Annotated in this window: 14 protein-coding genes and 1 tRNA gene; 8 read left to right on the forward strand and 7 right to left on the reverse strand. The window is 37.8% G+C overall.

What is annotated here, in order from left to right:
• Nucleotides 1-59: 59 nt before the first annotated feature.
• Genes BLW93_RS02250 through uvrB form a run of 3 tightly spaced genes read right to left on the reverse strand, consistent with a single transcriptional unit; the run spans nt 60 to nt 4,598 of the window.
• Complete coding sequence (locus BLW93_RS02250; protein ID WP_076712493.1) at nt 60-1,988, reverse strand: transglycosylase domain-containing protein; 1,929 nt, start codon at nt 1,986-1,988, stop codon at nt 60-62.
• A gap of 12 nt (nt 1,989-2,000) precedes the next feature.
• Nucleotides 2,001-2,561, reverse strand: coding sequence for an adenine phosphoribosyltransferase (locus BLW93_RS02255; protein ID WP_144443986.1), 561 nt, complete (start codon nt 2,559-2,561; stop codon nt 2,001-2,003).
• A 51-nt stretch (nt 2,562-2,612) separates the two neighbouring features.
• A complete protein-coding gene (gene uvrB / locus BLW93_RS02260) occupies nt 2,613-4,598 on the reverse strand; it encodes an excinuclease ABC subunit UvrB (protein ID WP_076712494.1) in 1,986 nt (661 codons plus the stop codon).
• Nucleotides 4,599-4,645: 47 nt separating this feature from the next.
• On the opposite strand from uvrB, the gene BLW93_RS02265 reads away from it, so the two are divergent.
• The 3 genes from BLW93_RS02265 to BLW93_RS02275 are packed head-to-tail and all read left to right on the forward strand — an operon-like array spanning nt 4,646 to nt 8,271.
• A complete protein-coding gene (locus BLW93_RS02265; protein WP_076712495.1) occupies nt 4,646-7,387 on the forward strand; it encodes a tetratricopeptide repeat protein in 2,742 nt (913 codons plus the stop codon).
• A complete protein-coding gene (locus BLW93_RS02270) occupies nt 7,371-7,949 on the forward strand; it encodes a DUF507 family protein (RefSeq protein ID WP_076712496.1) in 579 nt (192 codons plus the stop codon). The genes BLW93_RS02265 and BLW93_RS02270 overlap by 17 nt, the downstream gene beginning before the upstream one ends.
• On the forward strand, nt 7,927-8,271 hold the full coding sequence (locus BLW93_RS02275; protein WP_076712497.1) for an FtsB family cell division protein: 345 nt from the start codon (nt 7,927-7,929) through the stop codon (nt 8,269-8,271). Before BLW93_RS02270 ends, BLW93_RS02275 begins: the two co-directional genes overlap by 23 nt.
• Here BLW93_RS02275 and BLW93_RS02280 read toward each other — a convergent pair.
• Both BLW93_RS02280 and truD read right to left on the reverse strand, forming a co-directional pair.
• Entirely contained in the window at nt 8,232-8,906 is a 675-nt protein-coding gene (locus BLW93_RS02280) for a type 1 glutamine amidotransferase (protein WP_076712498.1), read from the reverse strand. The two genes, BLW93_RS02275 and BLW93_RS02280, sit on opposite strands and share 40 nt — an antisense overlap.
• Nucleotides 8,907-8,945: 39 nt before the next feature.
• Nucleotides 8,946-10,022, reverse strand: coding sequence for a tRNA pseudouridine(13) synthase TruD (gene truD, locus BLW93_RS02285; protein WP_158025368.1), 1,077 nt, complete (start codon nt 10,020-10,022; stop codon nt 8,946-8,948).
• Between the two features lie 73 nt (nt 10,023-10,095).
• Between truD and BLW93_RS02290 the strand changes: the two genes are divergently transcribed.
• The 3 genes from BLW93_RS02290 to gyrB all read left to right on the forward strand — a co-directional run bounded on the left by BLW93_RS02290 (nt 10,096) and on the right by gyrB (nt 13,930).
• Entirely contained in the window at nt 10,096-11,319 is a 1,224-nt protein-coding gene (locus BLW93_RS02290) for an NRAMP family divalent metal transporter (RefSeq protein ID WP_076712500.1), read from the forward strand.
• A gap of 23 nt (nt 11,320-11,342) precedes the next feature.
• Nucleotides 11,343-11,419 (forward strand) — tRNA-Thr (locus tag BLW93_RS02295).
• Between the two features lie 99 nt (nt 11,420-11,518).
• Nucleotides 11,519-13,930 (forward strand): DNA topoisomerase (ATP-hydrolyzing) subunit B, encoded by a 2,412-nt coding sequence (gene gyrB / locus BLW93_RS02300; RefSeq protein ID WP_076712501.1) that lies wholly within the window; start codon nt 11,519-11,521, stop codon nt 13,928-13,930.
• A gap of 14 nt (nt 13,931-13,944) precedes the next feature.
• Here gyrB and BLW93_RS02305 read toward each other — a convergent pair whose 3' ends face one another.
• Nucleotides 13,945-14,244 (reverse strand): hypothetical protein, encoded by a 300-nt coding sequence (locus tag BLW93_RS02305; protein ID WP_076712502.1) that lies wholly within the window; start codon nt 14,242-14,244, stop codon nt 13,945-13,947.
• A gap of 229 nt (nt 14,245-14,473) precedes the next feature.
• Between BLW93_RS02305 and BLW93_RS02310 the strand changes: the two genes are divergently transcribed.
• The gene (locus BLW93_RS02310; RefSeq protein ID WP_076712503.1) at nt 14,474-14,899 is read left to right on the forward strand and encodes a Fur family transcriptional regulator; all 426 of its coding nucleotides are present in this window, start codon (nt 14,474-14,476) and stop codon (nt 14,897-14,899) included.
• A gap of 93 nt (nt 14,900-14,992) precedes the next feature.
• Entirely contained in the window at nt 14,993-16,198 is a 1,206-nt protein-coding gene (locus BLW93_RS02315) for an HD domain-containing protein (RefSeq protein ID WP_076712504.1), read from the forward strand.
• Between the two features lie 140 nt (nt 16,199-16,338).
• Here BLW93_RS02315 and BLW93_RS08795 read toward each other — a convergent pair whose 3' ends face one another.
• The gene (locus BLW93_RS08795; protein ID WP_158025369.1) at nt 16,339-16,488 is read right to left on the reverse strand and encodes a hypothetical protein; all 150 of its coding nucleotides are present in this window, start codon (nt 16,486-16,488) and stop codon (nt 16,339-16,341) included.
• Between the last annotated feature and the right edge of the window lie 37 nt (nt 16,489-16,525).

Below are 16,525 nucleotides of genomic sequence, written 5' to 3' on the forward strand. Positions count from 1 at the left end.
TCCCAAAAAGGTTATGGAAATTTTACAAAAAGATTGGGTAAGAAGTAAACTTTAATCCATTAATTCAATGTAGTCAGAGACTCCATATAGCTAACACCAAGTGTATTGGCCTTAATATAACGTGACAATTCCGTTTTTAACGGAATTGAGGGAAGAGGATAATAACTTTTAACAATCTCTTCATAAGAAGGTAAAAACTTCCCACAACCATAGATAGAACAAAGCTTCTCAGCAATTTCTGCCCAGGGGGGAGAAGAAAGTCTTCCACCGTCAGCACCACGCCACAACGTTTTATAACTATCTCTGCCAAACCACACGCTCATGACAAAAGAAGTTGTAAAACCTGTAAAATATGCATCCCGCCAGCTGTTTGTCGTTCCAGTCTTTCCCGCAACATCAAATCTCTTAGAAAGATACGAAATTCTCCTTGCCGTCCCCTTTTTAACAACATCCTGAAGGATAGAACGCAAAATAGCAATATTCTTTGTGTCTGCAACCTTTTTAAAAGAAGGAGTTCCCCTATAAATAAGCTGATCATTTTTATCAAGTACTTCTTTAATTACAAATGGTCTATACAGAACACCTCCGTTCTCTATTGCTGAAAAAGCCCTCAAAATTCTGTAAAGGTTTGATGGAAAACTTCCCAGAACATAAGACAGGTTAAAATCTCCTCTGGTAAATTCAAATTTTTTGAAATTCTGACGAATTTTAGAAGGTATCTTCATCGCCAGATGTATCGTCGCAAGGTTAACTGAATATGTCAATCCATTTTTTACTTCCAAATAATCTGTATAATGATGGGAATAGTTTTCTGGTCGCCAGTATTTATCCTCTCCATTTTTCCTGGTTTTCTTTCCCGCCTCTTCCATGGGTAATTCCAGAGGTGTATTTTCAACATAATCATAAGGAGAAATTCCTTTTTCAAAGGCAGAAAGATAAGTTATTGGTTTTGCTGTTGAACCGATAGGTCTTAAAATCTGAAAGGCTCTATTTAGTTTTGTCTTACTGTAATCAGTTCCTCCAACAACAAAGAGAACTTCCCCAAGTCTCGTCATTGCCATTCCAGCACACTGCAAATCATTAAGGTTATGCTCTTTGGAATATTTTTCAGCGTAAGACGCCAGAATCTTTTGAGCAAAGTTTTGAACATTTTCATCAATAGTGGTCTTTATAGTCAAACCACCTGTATAAAGCTGGTCAGCAGAAAGCACTTTTTTTGCCATGAATTTAACAAAATCAAGTTCATAACCAGCCGTTCTTGGTTTCTCTGGTTCTGGCAGAATTCCCAGGGGCTGATTTACAGCATCAAGATAAATATTTCTTGTTATATATCCGTTTTTATACATCTGCTTCAGAACCCAGTTTCTGCGTCTTAATGCCCTTTCAGGATGCTTAAAAGGATTGTAATACTCGGGCCCCCTTATAAGACCGGCAAGTAAAGCACACTCCGTTAAAGAAAGATTCTTTAAATCCTTCCCAAAAAGAACTCTTGCAGCAGCTTTCACACCATAAGCGCCACTTCCAAGATAGACATAATTCAGATAAAGTTCCAGAATTTCATTCTTTGTAAGATTATTTTCCAGCTCTTTTGCTATACCTATCTCCTTCAATTTCCTCGAAAATGTCCTCTGAGATGAAAGAAATACTAGTTTTGCAAGCTGTTGAGTTATTGTGCTTCCACCCTGAACAATTTTACCTGAAGTTATATCTCTTACCGCCGCACGAAGAAGACCTATCGGATCTATGCCTTTGTGCTCGTAAAATCTTGCGTCTTCCGCTGATATTACTGCCCAGATAAGGTTTTGAGGAATTTCATCAAAAGGAGCATATAATCTAAAATGCTTCTTATAGAAGTAACCTATTACATTACCACGTCTATCAAGAACTGTCGTTGCAAAATCGGGAAGGAGCTTCTCCTTATAAGAGGGAGAAGCCCACGCATTTGAAAACAATAAAATAAATGAAAGGAAAAAAGCGAAAAGCCTCAACGCGCCTCCAGACTAAAATTTAATAAGAGAAAATATTGGATAACCTCTATCCTCTATTTTCTTTCTACCTTCGAGGAAGGTAAGTTCAAGCAAAAAGTCAACACTAACAATATTCCCACCGAGTTTTTCAATTAAATCTATCGCAGCTCCCATGGTGCCACCTGTAGCAAGAACATCATCTATCAGAACAACCTTCATGCCTCTTTGAATAGCATCTTCGTGAACCTCTATTTTATCCTCACCATATTCAAGAGTGTAAGTTGCACTTATTGTTTTGTAAGGAAGTTTCCCCGGCTTTCTGATAATCGCAAGCCCGGCACCTATTTTATACGCAAGTGCTGAAGCAAGAATAAAACCTCTTGACTCTATACCTGCAACAATATCTACACCGGCACCTACATATCTATTGCCTATGAAATCTATTACCTTTTGAAGCGCCCATGGCTTGTGAAGAAGCGGCGTAATATCCTTAAATATAATACCCGGCTTTGGAAAGTCAGGTATGTCCCTGATGAGGGAACGAAGCTCCTCTATCTCCTTCTGAACGTTAAGATCTGTTTGAATCTCTGCCATCTTTGCCTCCATCTGTTTTGTAATAAGGGATAATTATACTAACTCCACAAATCAGGCAGGAACTATCAGCTTTCTCAACTCCTTTATTTTATCCCTTATCTTTGCAGCTTTTTCAAATTCCCAGTTTTTTGCAGCTTCTCTCATCTCCTTTTCAAGTCTGGCTATCTCTTCAAAAAGCTCTTCTTCCGTTTTAGGAAGTTCCTCTTTCTTAACTTTAATTTTAAAGAAAGGAGCAATTCCCGCATCCTCAAGAATACTTGAATCTATATTTCTTTTTACCGTTTCAGGCTTTATACCGTGCTTTTCATTATAAGCTCTCTGAATTTCACGACGTCTATTTGTCTCCTCTATCGCTCTCTTCATTGAGTCAGTTATCCTGTCTGCGTAAAGGATAACCTTACCGTGAACGTTTCTTGCCGCTCTACCCATAGTTTGAATAAGCGAAGTCGTCGAACGCAAAAATCCCTCTTTATCCGCATCAAGGATCGCAACAAGAGAAACTTCCGGAAGATCAAGTCCTTCCCTCAGCAGGTTAACACCAACCAGAACATCAAACTCGCCAAGTCTCAAGGATCTTATAATCTCTACTCTCTCGACAGAATCTATCTCCGAATGAAGGTATTTTGCCTTTATACCCTTATCAAGCAAATAGTCGGTAAGCTCTTCAGCCGTCCTTTTAGTCAAGGTCGTAACCAGAACTCTCTCATTTTTAGCCGCTCTTTTTCTAATTTCAGAAAGGAGATCTTCCATTTGTCCTTCTGTCTTTCTAACCTCAACTTCAGGGTCAAGTAGCCCGGTAGGCCTAACAATCTGTTCAACAATCTGCTCCGAAACTTCCATCTCAAAAGGACCCGGAGTAGCAGAAACAAAAATCACCTGATTTAGCCTTTCTAAAAACTCTTCAAAGTTTAAAGGTCTGTTATCATAAGCCGAAGGAAGCCTGAAACCGTGTTCAACCAGATTGAATTTTCTCGCTCTATCACCACGCCACATTGCTTTTATTTGTGGTATTGTAACGTGAGACTCATCTATAACAACAAGAAAATCATCCGGGAAATAGTCCAGCAGCGTAAACGGAGGCTCCCCGGGTTTCCTGCCGTCAAGATGCCTTGAGTAGTTCTCAATACCCTTACAGTGTCCTATTTCAAGGAGAAGCTCCATATCATATCTGGTTCTCTGCTCTATCCTTTTAGCCTCAACAATCTTATCCTGATTGAGAAAAAACTCTATTCTCTCCTCAAGTTCTGCTTCTATCGATTTAACAGCTCTAACCAACTGCTCTTGAGGAGTAACATAGTGAGATGCCGGATAAACCGTATAAGAATCGAAATTCCTTATAACTCTACGATTAAAGTAATCCTGTTCTATTATCGAATCCACTTCATCACCAAAAAGCTCGACCCTTATAAACCTATCCTCAACGTCAGCAGGAAAAATATCTATAACATCTCCCCTTACTTTAAAAATTCCAGGACGCATATCAAATTCGCTTCTTTCATAGCCAAGATTGACCAACTTCCTGATAACATCATCTCTACTGATCTCCTCACCAACAGTAAATCTCAAAGCCAGTTGAGAATAAAAAGAAGGGGAACCAAGACCATAGATACAAGAAACCGAAGAAACAACAATCACATCACGCCTTGTAAGAAGAGAAACAGTTGCAGCATGCCTCATCCTGTCAATAACAGGATTTATGGAACAATCTTTTTCTATATATAAATCTCTATTTGGCAGGTAAGCCTCAGGCTGATAATAGTCGTAATAGCTTATAAAATATTCAACGGCATTGTCGGGAAAAAAATTTTTAAGCTCATGGTAAAGCTGGGCAGCAAGTGTCTTATTGTGAGAAATCACAAGCGTAGGTTTTTGAACTTTCTCTATAACTTTGGCAATTGTAAAAGTTTTACCGCTACCCGTTATGCCCAGTAACGTCTGATACTTTAATCCCTTATTTAAACCTTCCGCTAACTTTTTAATGGCTTTTGGCTGATCTCCAGCCGGTTTAAAAGGTGAATTTACTTTAAACTTTCTCATGGTAGAGTATAATTTATACCGATGAACACAGACAGGGAGACAAAGAAATGAAAAAAATTATAATAGCCTCTCTTTTTTTCGCGGCTACGGCAAGTGCAGCAGACATAAACTTCGGTCTGAAACTCTACAAGGACGGAATGTATGAGCTTGCAGATCAAACATTTTCGCAGATACTAACCTCCCCTCCTGAAAACCTCAAACCTTACCTGAGCCCTATGGCTGAAACATTTCTTAAAACAAAGGATATAAACTCTTTAAAACGCCTCCTTAAAGTCTGGAAAGAAAGATATCCGTCATATAAAAAAGGTTATTATTTGGGTTTATCAACATTTGTAAACATAAGCGAAGGAAAAAAATTAAAAGATGTCTTTGACGAAACTTCCTTTTTATCTTTACCGGTAAAAGAAAAGATAGACTTCCTGAAAGTTTTAGCAAAAGCTCCCCTTTCAACAGACGAGAAATTTTACATTCTTACCTTAGGCAAAAAAAGACTGGATGTAAAAGGGGCTCTGGCTGACAGTGGATTTCTCGAAAAGTTTGCTGAGGAAACAATAAAAAACAAACATCAAGACATAACCGACTACATATTCGCAAATTATGGAGACTGGCTCAAAGGAAAAGAATTTGAACTTCCATACATAAAATATCTGGAAAGACAGAAAAAATACGATGATGCTCTCATAAAACTGAGAAAACTCTACAAAAAAGATAAAAGCCCTGAAATACTGTTTGAAATGGCTAAAGTTTATTATCTGAAAGGAAACTACAAGACGGCGATAAAACTTGCCAAAAACATTAACACTACGGAAGCAAAGTTTTTAAGAGCCTGGGCTTACTTCAAATCAGGCAGGAAAAGAGAAGCCTTTAAAGAACTGAACATGAACATACAAAAACCTGTAATGCCTGAAAGTCTGAAAGTAGCAATTAACTTTATAGAAGGAAAAATCAACCCCGATGAAATCAAAAAGTTCTATCCGGAATACTATTACAGGGCTCTCCTCTTTACATTCTCTCCTGCCGCAGACGAAAAGGTAAAAAAGATAAACAACCATGATGCTGGAATGTTCTTTTATGAAAGAGGCAATTTTGAAAAAGCATTCGATTACTTAAAACGTGCGGTAAACTCAAGGAAAGGTTTTTATTTAACCCCGAGAACACTCTACCTTATAGGAAAAGTTGCCGTTATAAACAAAGATATGGGAAACATGCTCTACTCGGAAATAGCCAATAATTTCCAAAACACACCATACTACAAAGCCTCAATAATACCCTACGCCCAATCCCTGATACTGAAGGGGAACTTCGATGCAGCGGCAAAACTCCTCAAATACGGAATTGAGCAATTCAAAATAGACAGCATACAGGCGAGAAAACTTCTCGGAGAAGCCTACTATTATGAAGGCAATTATAAAAAAGCAAGTTTAACTTTAAAACCTATTATAAGCAAAGATGATGAAGCCTTTCATTTCTTCATCCTCTCTGAATTTTACGGCGGCAAAAAACGAGCAGCTTTTGAATACCTAAAAGTAAAACTGAACAACAACAGGCTATTCCCGGAAATAAACTACGGAAGACTGTGCTACTTAGCGGCAAAACTTGGAAAAACCTCCTCTTTAAAGAAAGTCCCACTGCCTAAGGAACCCTTTGCAGCTGCAATGTTCGCAGTCTTAACAAACAACAAAAAACTTATGAAAAGCCTGATTTATAAAACAACAGGAATGGTAAGAGAAGCTCTCCTTTACAAACTTGCAATCGGAGAAAAAACACCTGAAAAGCGTTTTGTTTATCTGTCACTACTTAAAGCGGTAGCGGAAAATCCGGAAACGGCAAACTTTGCAGAAAAAATGGAAGAATATGACGCTTATAGATTCGGACGGTTTGACAATCTCCTTTTAAACAACCCTGAATTCATAGCATACAACCCTGAAAACGACATCTCAGACATAAATTCCATAATCGAAAAAGCCAACGACTATTTAGAATCAAATGGTATTCTGAAAGCCTACGGACTTTACAAACTGGCAGCCGAAAGAACAACAGATCCCAACATAAGAACAGAAGTGGTAACAAAAATGGTAAAAATTGACATGAAACTTAAAAACTATAAGAGAGCAATAAGAGACGTAAACCTTATTCCGGATGCTGGACAAAAAGAAAACGATATAAAAAACTACCTGCTGACTGAAATTTACTACAAGGAAGGAAGACTTCTTGACGCACTTAACGCAGGAAAAGCCGTAACAAACATAAACAACATACCTGAAACCGAAAGAGTAAAATTTGCAGCAACTCTCGCGTCACTTTATAAACTTGCAGGGAACGAAGAAAAAGCAATGGAACTCTTAAATTACATAGTCAAAAAAGGTCATCTTTCAGAGATTAACTACGATGATCTGGTAAACCTTGCCCTGTTTCTGGACAAAAAAGGCAAACATACAGAAGCCATTGAACTTCTGAAGGAAGCTAACAAAAAGGCCAGAAAAAAAGAGCAAAAAGCAGAATCTTTATTCTGGCTGGCTTCCATCGAAGAGGAAACGGGAAACCGTGAAAAAGCTCTAATGGATTACTTGAAGATATACTATGAAATCGGCGTGGAACCATGGACCTCTACCGCTCTTTACAGGGCAGCAAATCTTCTTGAAGAAAAAGGAAGTTACCAACAGGCTTTGAAGTTACTAAAGAAAGTGGTTAAAATTAAAGGGCAATCACCGGAAGGGATAAGAGCCTTTGAAAAAATCAAGGAAATCGAGAATAAGATGAAAGGAGGCGTTAATGCAGAAGGGCGGTAAATTCGTGCAACTCCTTGTAAACGAGATAACGAAAAACCTTGTTGGAAAGGACTACATCATCGTTGACGACGAGAACTACTTTAAGGATAAAGTCCTTGAAATCATTATCAACGAATACAAGATTGAGAAAGAGTTAGAAGAAGAAGCTGAAAAAATATTGGAGGAAAATTCTGATGAAATTATGTATAGAGGTATCCCTTTCTTCAAAGCACGTAAACTTATAAAAGAAAAACTTGCAAAAGAAAGAGGCATTCCAGCTTCTGGCAGCATTTTCAGCAGAGAAAAGGCAAACTACCTGGCAGGAAAAATCCTAAAATTCATTCTGACTGATGATGAAATAGACTACACACAGGAAAGAGGAATCATAAGACAGGAAATAGTAAAAGCCTTCAACACAATAGCTCAACTTAAAAAAGAAGTTGATCAGGCAGCAAAACACAAAATAGAATCAATGTCAAAACCTATACCGGAAGGAACTCCGGAATGGTTTGCTTTATACAGAAAATTTTACGAAGAAGAACTTATATCAAGAGGTCTCCTTGATACAGAAGAAACTGAGTAAACTATTAATTATCGGGTGGGTAATTTTCCTGCCCTTTTATCTATACAGTTACATTTTCGGTGAAAACTCCCTCAAAACTTTGAGGGAACTTCAGAAAAACTACCAAAAACTTCAAGCGGAGAAGAACTACTGGAATACAAAAGTTGAAATCCTCAATGAAAGAATAAAAGCAATAGAACAAAATCAAAAATTTTATTACGAAAAACTTGCAAGAGAAATGTTTGTAAAAGGAAAGAAAGGCGAACAAACCTTCCTATTCGTGACAAAAAAACATCCTAAAATTCAAATTTTGAACAAAAACTCAACAAAGACAGAAGAATAAACTTTCAGCATTTCCCATTTTTTATCATCATCTCCCAATATCTGTTCTGGAGTTAATCCTTCAGAAACTACCTCGTCCCTATAAGCTTCAATCCACCTTTTAATATCATCCTTCGTAACTTCAATGTGGTACTGCAGACCAACAGCCCTGTTTAATCTGAAAGCCTGATTGGGATAGAGAGGCGTTGAAGCAAGTTTCGTTGCCCCTTCAGGTAGCTCAAAAGTATCACCATGCCACTCAAAAACATCCATCTTGTGCCTATATAGAAATTCAAACTCATTTTGAGGATAAAGCTCATACCAGCCTATCTCTTTTCCCATTTCACCTTTATAAACTTTAGCACCTAAAACATGAGCTATTATTTGAGCCCCAAGGCAGATCCCAACAATCCTTTTGTTCTTTCTCAAAGCCTCTTCAACCAGTCTAAACTCATCATTAAGAAAAGAATACTTTTTAGCCTCATAAACCCCCATAGGACCGCCCAATATCGTTATAAACTCATAGTCATCAACCGAATCAACCATTTCACCGCGAAAAGCATCAATAGTTTCAACTGCTACTCCTTTCCTCTCAAAAAGCGGCGCAAGTGTTCCCGGACCTTCGATTCCTATGTTTTTAACAAAAAGTGCCTTCATACCTTACCTCCATTTAAAAATAACAATTAATATTCTAACCTATTTTCTTTTTTTCACAGCATCAAAAAGGAATCTGAGAACATTCGTAGCATAGTGGCCTGACGGAAGAAAAAATTTCAGTATTACTCCACCTGCCGTTTCCTTAATCTCAAAATCTTTTATAGAAACAATCGTTTCCCTATTAAACCGGTGAAAAAATTTAGAAAAGTTTGAAAACTGATCAAGAGACAACCCCATCTCATTTAAAAAAGAAACATACAACTCTTTAATTTCAAGAGAAAAAACCGGAACCTTCTCTGGAAGATAGATTCTTTCCAGAGGAAAAACCAGCTCTCCCAACTTATACTTGAAAACCAGCTTTTCATCAGTTTTTTTACTGACCAACTCACTAAGGTAGCGATTAAAAAGATAACTCTGAAAAACGTTAAACTGAAACTTTATTTCACTTTCAGGAACAAGAGATAGAGCTTCTCTGAAATTGTTTGACTTTTCAAGGAAAAGGGCTACCTTCTTTCTCCAGCCGGAAAAAAACCAGGCAGATTCTCCAAACCTACCAGCAACAAAGAGTTTTTTCCCTTTCCTCCCCCTCAAACTTTCCCAACCTGCCGGTGTAAAAAGGTAGAAAAGGGCATTTTTAAAATCATTTCTAATCAAATAATAAACAAAAAAACTATTCCTTCGAACAGACGTAAACCTCTGCTCTCCATAATAACCTGGAATCCCAAACTCCTCTAAAATATCAACTCTTTCAGGATACCTAAAAAATTCTCTAACATGAACTTCAAAAAAGTTACCGTTAACTGCAGACGGAGAAACTTTTTTTCTGGAAAATCCTGCAAAAATCACCTTTAAATTCCTGTCCGCCACCTCTTTAAGTCTGAATCTTTCAGGCACAGAGATAAACTGAACCGTAATGGCATTTTTATCCTTTAAACCACCGTAACCTATAAATCTGTGAGAAAGACCAGAAATCTTAGCTATTTTCTTTATAGCTTCTTCCGTTTCCAATCCTTTTTTCCAGAGAGAATAAACCCGATAACCTCTTCCCTCCAAAAAGCCCGGTTTCAAAACTTCTTTCACCTTGAAATCTTCCGGCTTTACCTTTATTCTTGCCAATATTACCTCCTTAACCTTTTCTGAAGAATGAAAAAGGACAATATTAAACATAAGAAAATGTCGCAGGTGAAAAATGAAAAACTACGATAAAGTAAAAGAACGAATTAAAAATTTTGGACCTGGAATAATAACGGGAGGGGCGGACAACGACCCTGCTGGAATAATCACCTACACGATGATAGGTGCAACAACCGGACTTAAGCAACTGTGGCTCATGGTTTTCTCTACACCAATGATGATAGCTGTTCAGGATTCTGTTGCAAGAATAGCAATAGTCACTGGCAAAAGCCTATCGGAAGTTCTAAAAACCTTTTACACAAAAAAAACAGCAACAATCGTCATATCATTACTACTCATAGCAAACCTTTTCACAATAGCCGCTGATATGGAAGCAGTTGCACAGATATTTGAAATTGTAACAGGAATCCATGCAATATACTGGTTAATACCAATAAATATTTTAATAGGCTATCTCGTAATCTTTAAAACTTACAGAACGGTAAAAAAAACTCTGGTGTCTCTTACAGCAATACTGGCTGTTTACATATTTTCTGCAATAAAATGCAAACCTGATATCAGCACACTAATAACAAACACACTAATTCCTCATATAAAATTCTCGGGCGCATTTTTTATGGCCGCTCTGGGACTGTTAGGCACAACCATTTCTCCCTATATGATGTTCTGGCAGGCAACGGAAGAAAAGATAGAGCACAAAACGGTTGTTCAAATAGAGGACGCCACCCTCGATACTGTTGCCGGTATGATCTATTCAAATGTTGTCGCATACTTCATAATTATTGCTGCCGCTTACACCCTGTTTGGACATCACATTTTTGTATCCACCATAAAAGAAGCGGCAATTGCAATAAAGCCTGTCGCGGGAAGTTTCTCCTTCACTCTATTCTCAATAGGCATCATCGCCGCCGGATTCATCGCCATACCCGTTCTTGCAGGTTCATCTGCCTACGCAATAGCAGATCTATTTGGATGGAGAAAAGGTTTTGAAGAAAAAGTTAGCAGTGCCAAAGGATTTTACATCGTATTCTTGGGCTCCCTTCTCATAGGGGACATTATCAATCTTTCTCCAATATCAGCGGTTAACGCTCTTTATTACAGTCAAATACTGGACGGTATGTTGTTACCTTTTCTGGTAGCCGTCATAGCAATCGTAGCAAACAACAAAAAGATAATGGGAGACTTCACAAATACTGCTTTCAACAATATATTTTGTTTTGTAACCTTTATTATTTCGCTGGCCTGTATCGTTATTATGCTCTGGCAAATGATTGTTTGATATAATAGCCGCTGCTCAAAAATGCCGGCGTAGCTCAGATGGCCAGAGCGGGGCACTCGTAATGCCCAGGTCAAGGGTTCGAATCCCTTCGCCGGCACCATTCTCTCTCCTCCTTTCTTCCCCGAAATGGTATAATAAACCGTTCAAAATAAAAGAGTTTTACCTTTTTAGCACCGTTTTACCGTCTCAGGAGGATTAAATGTCAGAAAACAAAAAATACGATGCGTCTGCGATTAAAGTTCTTGAAGGCCTTGAAGCAGTCAGAAAAAGACCTGGAATGTATATTGGAGATACGGGAAGCTATGGACTGCACCATCTTGTTTTTGAGGTCGTTGACAACAGCGTCGATGAAGCCTTAGCCGGCTACTGCACGGAAATAGAAGTAATAATCCACGAAGACAATTCCATAACCGTAGCAGACAACGGAAGGGGAATCCCTGTTGATATACACCCGGAATACGGAAAACCCGCTGCAGAGATAGTGCTTACGGTGCTCCACGCAGGCGGAAAGTTCGAAAAAGAAGCTTATCAATACTCAGGTGGACTTCATGGAGTAGGCGTATCGGTAGTTAACGCGCTATCAGAATGGTTAATCGTTGAAATCCATAGAGACGGAAGAGTTTATAAGCAAACCTACGAAAAAGGAAAACCGGTAACAACATTTACATGTGTCGGAGAAACACACAAAAGAGGAACAATAGTTACATTCAAACCGGACCCCGAAATTTTCGAAGTAACGGAATTCAGTTGGGACATACTTGCAAATCGATTAAGAGAACTGGCTTTTCTCAATAAAGGACTAAAAATAACTCTCATCGATGAAAGAGAAGAACCACCGAAAAAAGAGGTATTTTACTATGAAGGTGGCATCGTAGAGTTTGTTAAAAAGATAAATGAAAAAAAAGGACCTCTTTTCCCGGAGCCTATTTACATGGAAGGAGAGAAAAATAGCGTTATTGTAGAAGTTGCTCTCCAGTATAACTCCACGTATTCGGAACAGATTTTTAGCTTCGTGAACAATATCAACACAAGAGAAGGCGGAACACATGTATCAGGATTTAGAGCAGCCCTAACAAGAGCCATAACTAAATTCATTGACGAAAATAACCTGATACCTAAAAACACAAAAATTTCTATAACAGGAGACGATGTAAGAGAAGGGCTTGTTGCTGTTATTTCAGTTAAAGTTCCAAACCCTCAGTTTGAAGGCCAAACAAAGGCCAAGCTTGGAAATTCTGAAGTTAAACCTATTGTAACATCTGTCGTTTACGAAAAGCTTACGGCGTTCCTGAACGAAAGGCCCGATATTGGAAGAAAGATAGCAGAAAAGGTAATAACAGCAGCAAGAGCAAGAGAAGCAGCAAAAAGAGCAAGAGAAATGACTCGCAGGAAAAGTGCTCTCGAAGAATTTTCCCTTCCCGGAAAACTTGCAGACTGTTCAGAGAGAGAGCCAGAAAAGACAGAACTTTATCTTGTTGAGGGAGACTCTGCCGGAGGAAGTGCAAAACAGGGAAGAGACAGAAGATTTCAGGCTATCCTGCCCCTCAAAGGTAAAATTATAAACGTAGAAAAGGCAAGAATAGAAAAAGTCCTATCTAATGATGAAATTAAAACAATAATAACGGCTCTCGGAACAGGGGTCGGAAGTCACTTTGACATATCAAAACTCCGCTACCACAAAATCATAATAATGACAGACGCCGACGTTGATGGCGCTCACATCAGAACACTTCTTTTAACATTCTTCTTCCGCCAATTTCCTGAAATTGTCGAAAAAGGATACCTTTACATAGCACAGCCTCCCCTTTACAGGGTGAAAAAGGGCAAGAAAGAGATGTATATAAAGTCAGATGCGGAACTTGAAAAGGTTGTTGCTGACTTTGCCCTTGACACTTTAACCCTCCTTGACGGCAAAGGAAATAAAATAGAAAAAGAAAAAGGTTTGAAAATTGTTGAAGAGATAAGAAAACTTAACGAAATCATTTCCATCCTTTCAAGAAAAAGAAACAGAGAAATCGTAAACGCACTTCTAAGAGTCCACGCAGACTATAAAGACCTATACGACAGAAAAAAAACAGAGAATCTCGTTAAGAAAATCAGGGAAAATCTGCCCGATTCGTTGAAAGAAAGTGAGATAAAAATCAAAGAAAACAAAGACTCCTGTTGCTATTTTATCGAAATAGAAATACCTTTTGATAATTACCTCACGAAAACCATCATTGTTGACGAAAAACTTTTAATTTCTGACCTTTTCAAAAGGGCAAAAGGATTAAAAACTAAGATAAGAGAATATCTTGGCCAACCGCCTTACAGGTTGAAAAAGAAAAACGAAACTCTGGAATTTGAAACAATAGACGAACTCTACAACTTTATACTGAAAACAGGTAAAGAGGGAATTTACATTCAGCGCTACAAAGGTCTTGGAGAGATGAATCCCGACCAACTCTGGGAAACTACAATGAATCCTGAAAACAGAACGCTCCTTAAAGTATCGGTAGAAGATGCAGTCAACGCTGACGAAATATTCACAGTATTAATGGGAGATAAAGTAGAACCAAGAAGAGAATTTATCCAGAAATTCGCAAAAGAAGTCAGAAATCTTGACATATAAAGTGAGCGCTCTGCTCACTTTTTCTTTTTCTTTTTCTTTTTATTGCTAAAAAACCTTAAAACAGAAAAGGTAACACTGAACGTTTCAAGAAAAGAATCAACCGTATTTCTTAAAGATTCCACTGTCTCTTTAACAACATCAACCGTATCCTTAACAGTATCAGCCACTTCTGAAACTTCAGGCTCTGTCCTCTCAAGGAATTCACTCAATCTTTTAAGAAAAGAATAGACACCAAATGCCATAACAACGATTGAAATAGTAATAAAAACCATACAAACAGCTATAATAACGAGAGAAACAGACTCTACACTCATAACACCTCTCCCTTACGTAACTTGCTATTATTTTACCACTTATTATATTTAATAATGAGTAGTATTTGAAAATAAGGATAGATAGTTGCAAATTATTAATGCTTAATGTTATATATTAGCAGCAAGCATTGACTCAGAAATCCAAAAGTTATATTATTAGGTTTAACAAACTTTTAACGGCAATTTACTATGCGATTTAGCAAGAAATTTCAGATAAAAGGAGTATCCAATGAAAAATATAGAAACTATGATTGAAAACTTCAAGAAGATTGCACGCTCTAAAGGTATGAAAATCACTCCACAAAGAGTGGCAATTTACAGAGAACTAGTAAGCAGACACGACCATCCTTCGGCAGAGGACATCTACGACGCACTAAAAGGAAAATTTGCGGGAATATCTCTTGCAACAGTTTATAGAACACTTACAAGCCTGGAAAACGCAGGCCTTGCAATGAAAGTTGCAACGGTTAACGGTGTTGCAAGGTTTGACGGTAAAATAACACCCCACAGCCATTTCATCTGTAAAGTATGCGGTAGAGTAATCGACATAGACTGTGAAGTTAATGTAGAAACAGAAAAACTCAAAAAATACAATTTCAGCGTTGAAAAGTGTGAAATTATCTACTACGGTGTCTGCGACAAGTGTCAAAACTAATGTGGGCGACTTTTCCTGTCGCCCTTTTAACATTTTCTCCCCCTTCCTTCTATTTGATAGAATAACTTCAAGAAATTCTATTAAGGTGAAAGAATGAAATATAAACTATTTATGGATCCTGTTTATGACGAATTTGTAATGATAGAAAAAGGGGGAGCAGGTGAAAATATAATCAATTCTTCTCTTATGCAACGTTTAAGATACATAAGGCAACTCGGTCCATGCTACTTTGTCTATCCTGGAGCAGAACACACCCGATTTCAACATTCCCTTGGTGTCTACTGGCTTGTAACAAAAGCTTTTGGATTTTTAGAAAAGAAAGGCTACTCTGTTGATGAAAATTTAAAATTCAACGTAAAAATTGCAGCTTTAACTCACGACCTCGGACACTCTCCATACTCTCACGCCCTTGAGAGAAAAATAGTTCCTTACAGTCACGAAGAATTAACACTTAAAGCTCTTGAAATGCTTGAATCAGAAGAAGTTTTAGAAAGCTCTACCGTTGAAAAAGTAAAGAAAATTATAAAAAAAGAGTTTTCTATTCCTTTCGGGCATCAACTCATATCAAGTCAGCTTGACTGCGACAGACTGGACTATTTGAAAAGAGACGCCTTTCACACAGGCGTTAGCTTTGGAAAAGTTGACGTTAACAGAATACTTGCGTCTATTGAGATTGATAACAGTAATCTTGTATGGAATTACAAAGGCTTCAACGCCCTTGAATCTTACGTCATGTCACGTTACCAGATGTATTGGACAGTTTACTTCCATCCTGTAAACATAGCGGCACAGGTGCTTCTCCAAAAAATGTTAAAACGACTGAGACATTTGCTATCAGACAGTTCATCAGTTGAAATGGATTCTTTACTAAAAGAGACAATAAAAACAAAAAGCGTTGAAAAGTTTTTTATGCTAACAGATGCTTCAATAATCTCTTCCGTATATCAATTTACATTATCAAAAGATTTTGTCCTGCAGGATTTAAGCAAAAGGTTTGTCAAAAGATCCTTTTTCAGAGCAATAGAAATTGAAAGCCCGCAAATCGTTCTCAAAGCAAGGGAAAAACTGATAAAAGAAGGTTTTGACCCTGAATACTACATGGACGTGATAGAACCTTCAAAGGTTGCGTATTCCTACTATTCACCAGAAAAACTTGACGCAATACTTGTAAAAATGAACGGTAAAATAGAAGAGGTATCAAACATTGCACCGACAGATGCCCTTAAAGCTCTATCCCGCCGTGTCAAAAAAGCTCTGCTTTTCATTCCACCGGAAGTAGAACTGAAATCATTACAATAAATAGTCAAGAGGAATTATTCCGCCCTTACAGATAGAGCTTCTGATAGGTGTTTTTCCACTCAGAAGACCCGTAAAGTGAGGGATAGCTAACCTGAAAATTGGCTCCAGGAAATATCTTCTTGAGAGATTCATAGTAAGTATTACCTTCTTATATGGATGTTTTCCTCAGGATACATCTCCCTTTCTTCCAAAATGGGCCTTTCAAAAGTTGTTTTGTAAATTCTTATAGTATCTCTTACCCTCATGAATTTCCTTTCGAAAATCTCATGAGAAAGTTTTGTATCTCTCATGGTAACCTTCTCCTTTAGAAGTTTTTTTGACTTCTAA

It is taken from the genome of Desulfurobacterium indicum (assembly GCF_001968985.1).
Lineage (GTDB): Bacteria > Aquificota > Aquificia > Desulfurobacteriales > Desulfurobacteriaceae > Desulfurobacterium_A > Desulfurobacterium_A indicum.

Bases quoted from the DNA above. Each gene is read 5' to 3' on its own strand.
- gyrB (WP_076712501.1), top strand. From the start codon at position 11,519: ATGTCAGAAAACAAAAAATACGATGCGTCTGCGATTAAAGTTCTTGAA.
- BLW93_RS08795 (WP_158025369.1), bottom strand. From the start codon at position 16,488: ATGAGAGATACAAAACTTTCTCATGAGATTTTCGAAAGGAAATTCATG.
- BLW93_RS02270 (WP_076712496.1), top strand. From the start codon at position 7,371: ATGCAGAAGGGCGGTAAATTCGTGCAACTCCTTGTAAACGAGATAACG.
- BLW93_RS02280 (WP_076712498.1), bottom strand. From the start codon at position 8,906: ATGAAGGCACTTTTTGTTAAAAACATAGGAATCGAAGGTCCGGGAACA.
- BLW93_RS02305 (WP_076712502.1), bottom strand. From the start codon at position 14,244: ATGAGTGTAGAGTCTGTTTCTCTCGTTATTATAGCTGTTTGTATGGTT.
- BLW93_RS02255 (WP_144443986.1), bottom strand. From the start codon at position 2,561: ATGGCAGAGATTCAAACAGATCTTAACGTTCAGAAGGAGATAGAGGAG.
- BLW93_RS02310 (WP_076712503.1), top strand. From the start codon at position 14,474: ATGAAAAATATAGAAACTATGATTGAAAACTTCAAGAAGATTGCACGC.
- BLW93_RS02290 (WP_076712500.1), top strand. From the start codon at position 10,096: ATGAAAAACTACGATAAAGTAAAAGAACGAATTAAAAATTTTGGACCT.
- uvrB (WP_076712494.1), bottom strand. From the start codon at position 4,598: ATGAGAAAGTTTAAAGTAAATTCACCTTTTAAACCGGCTGGAGATCAG.
- BLW93_RS02265 (WP_076712495.1), top strand. From the start codon at position 4,646: ATGAAAAAAATTATAATAGCCTCTCTTTTTTTCGCGGCTACGGCAAGT.
- BLW93_RS02315 (WP_076712504.1), top strand. From the start codon at position 14,993: ATGAAATATAAACTATTTATGGATCCTGTTTATGACGAATTTGTAATG.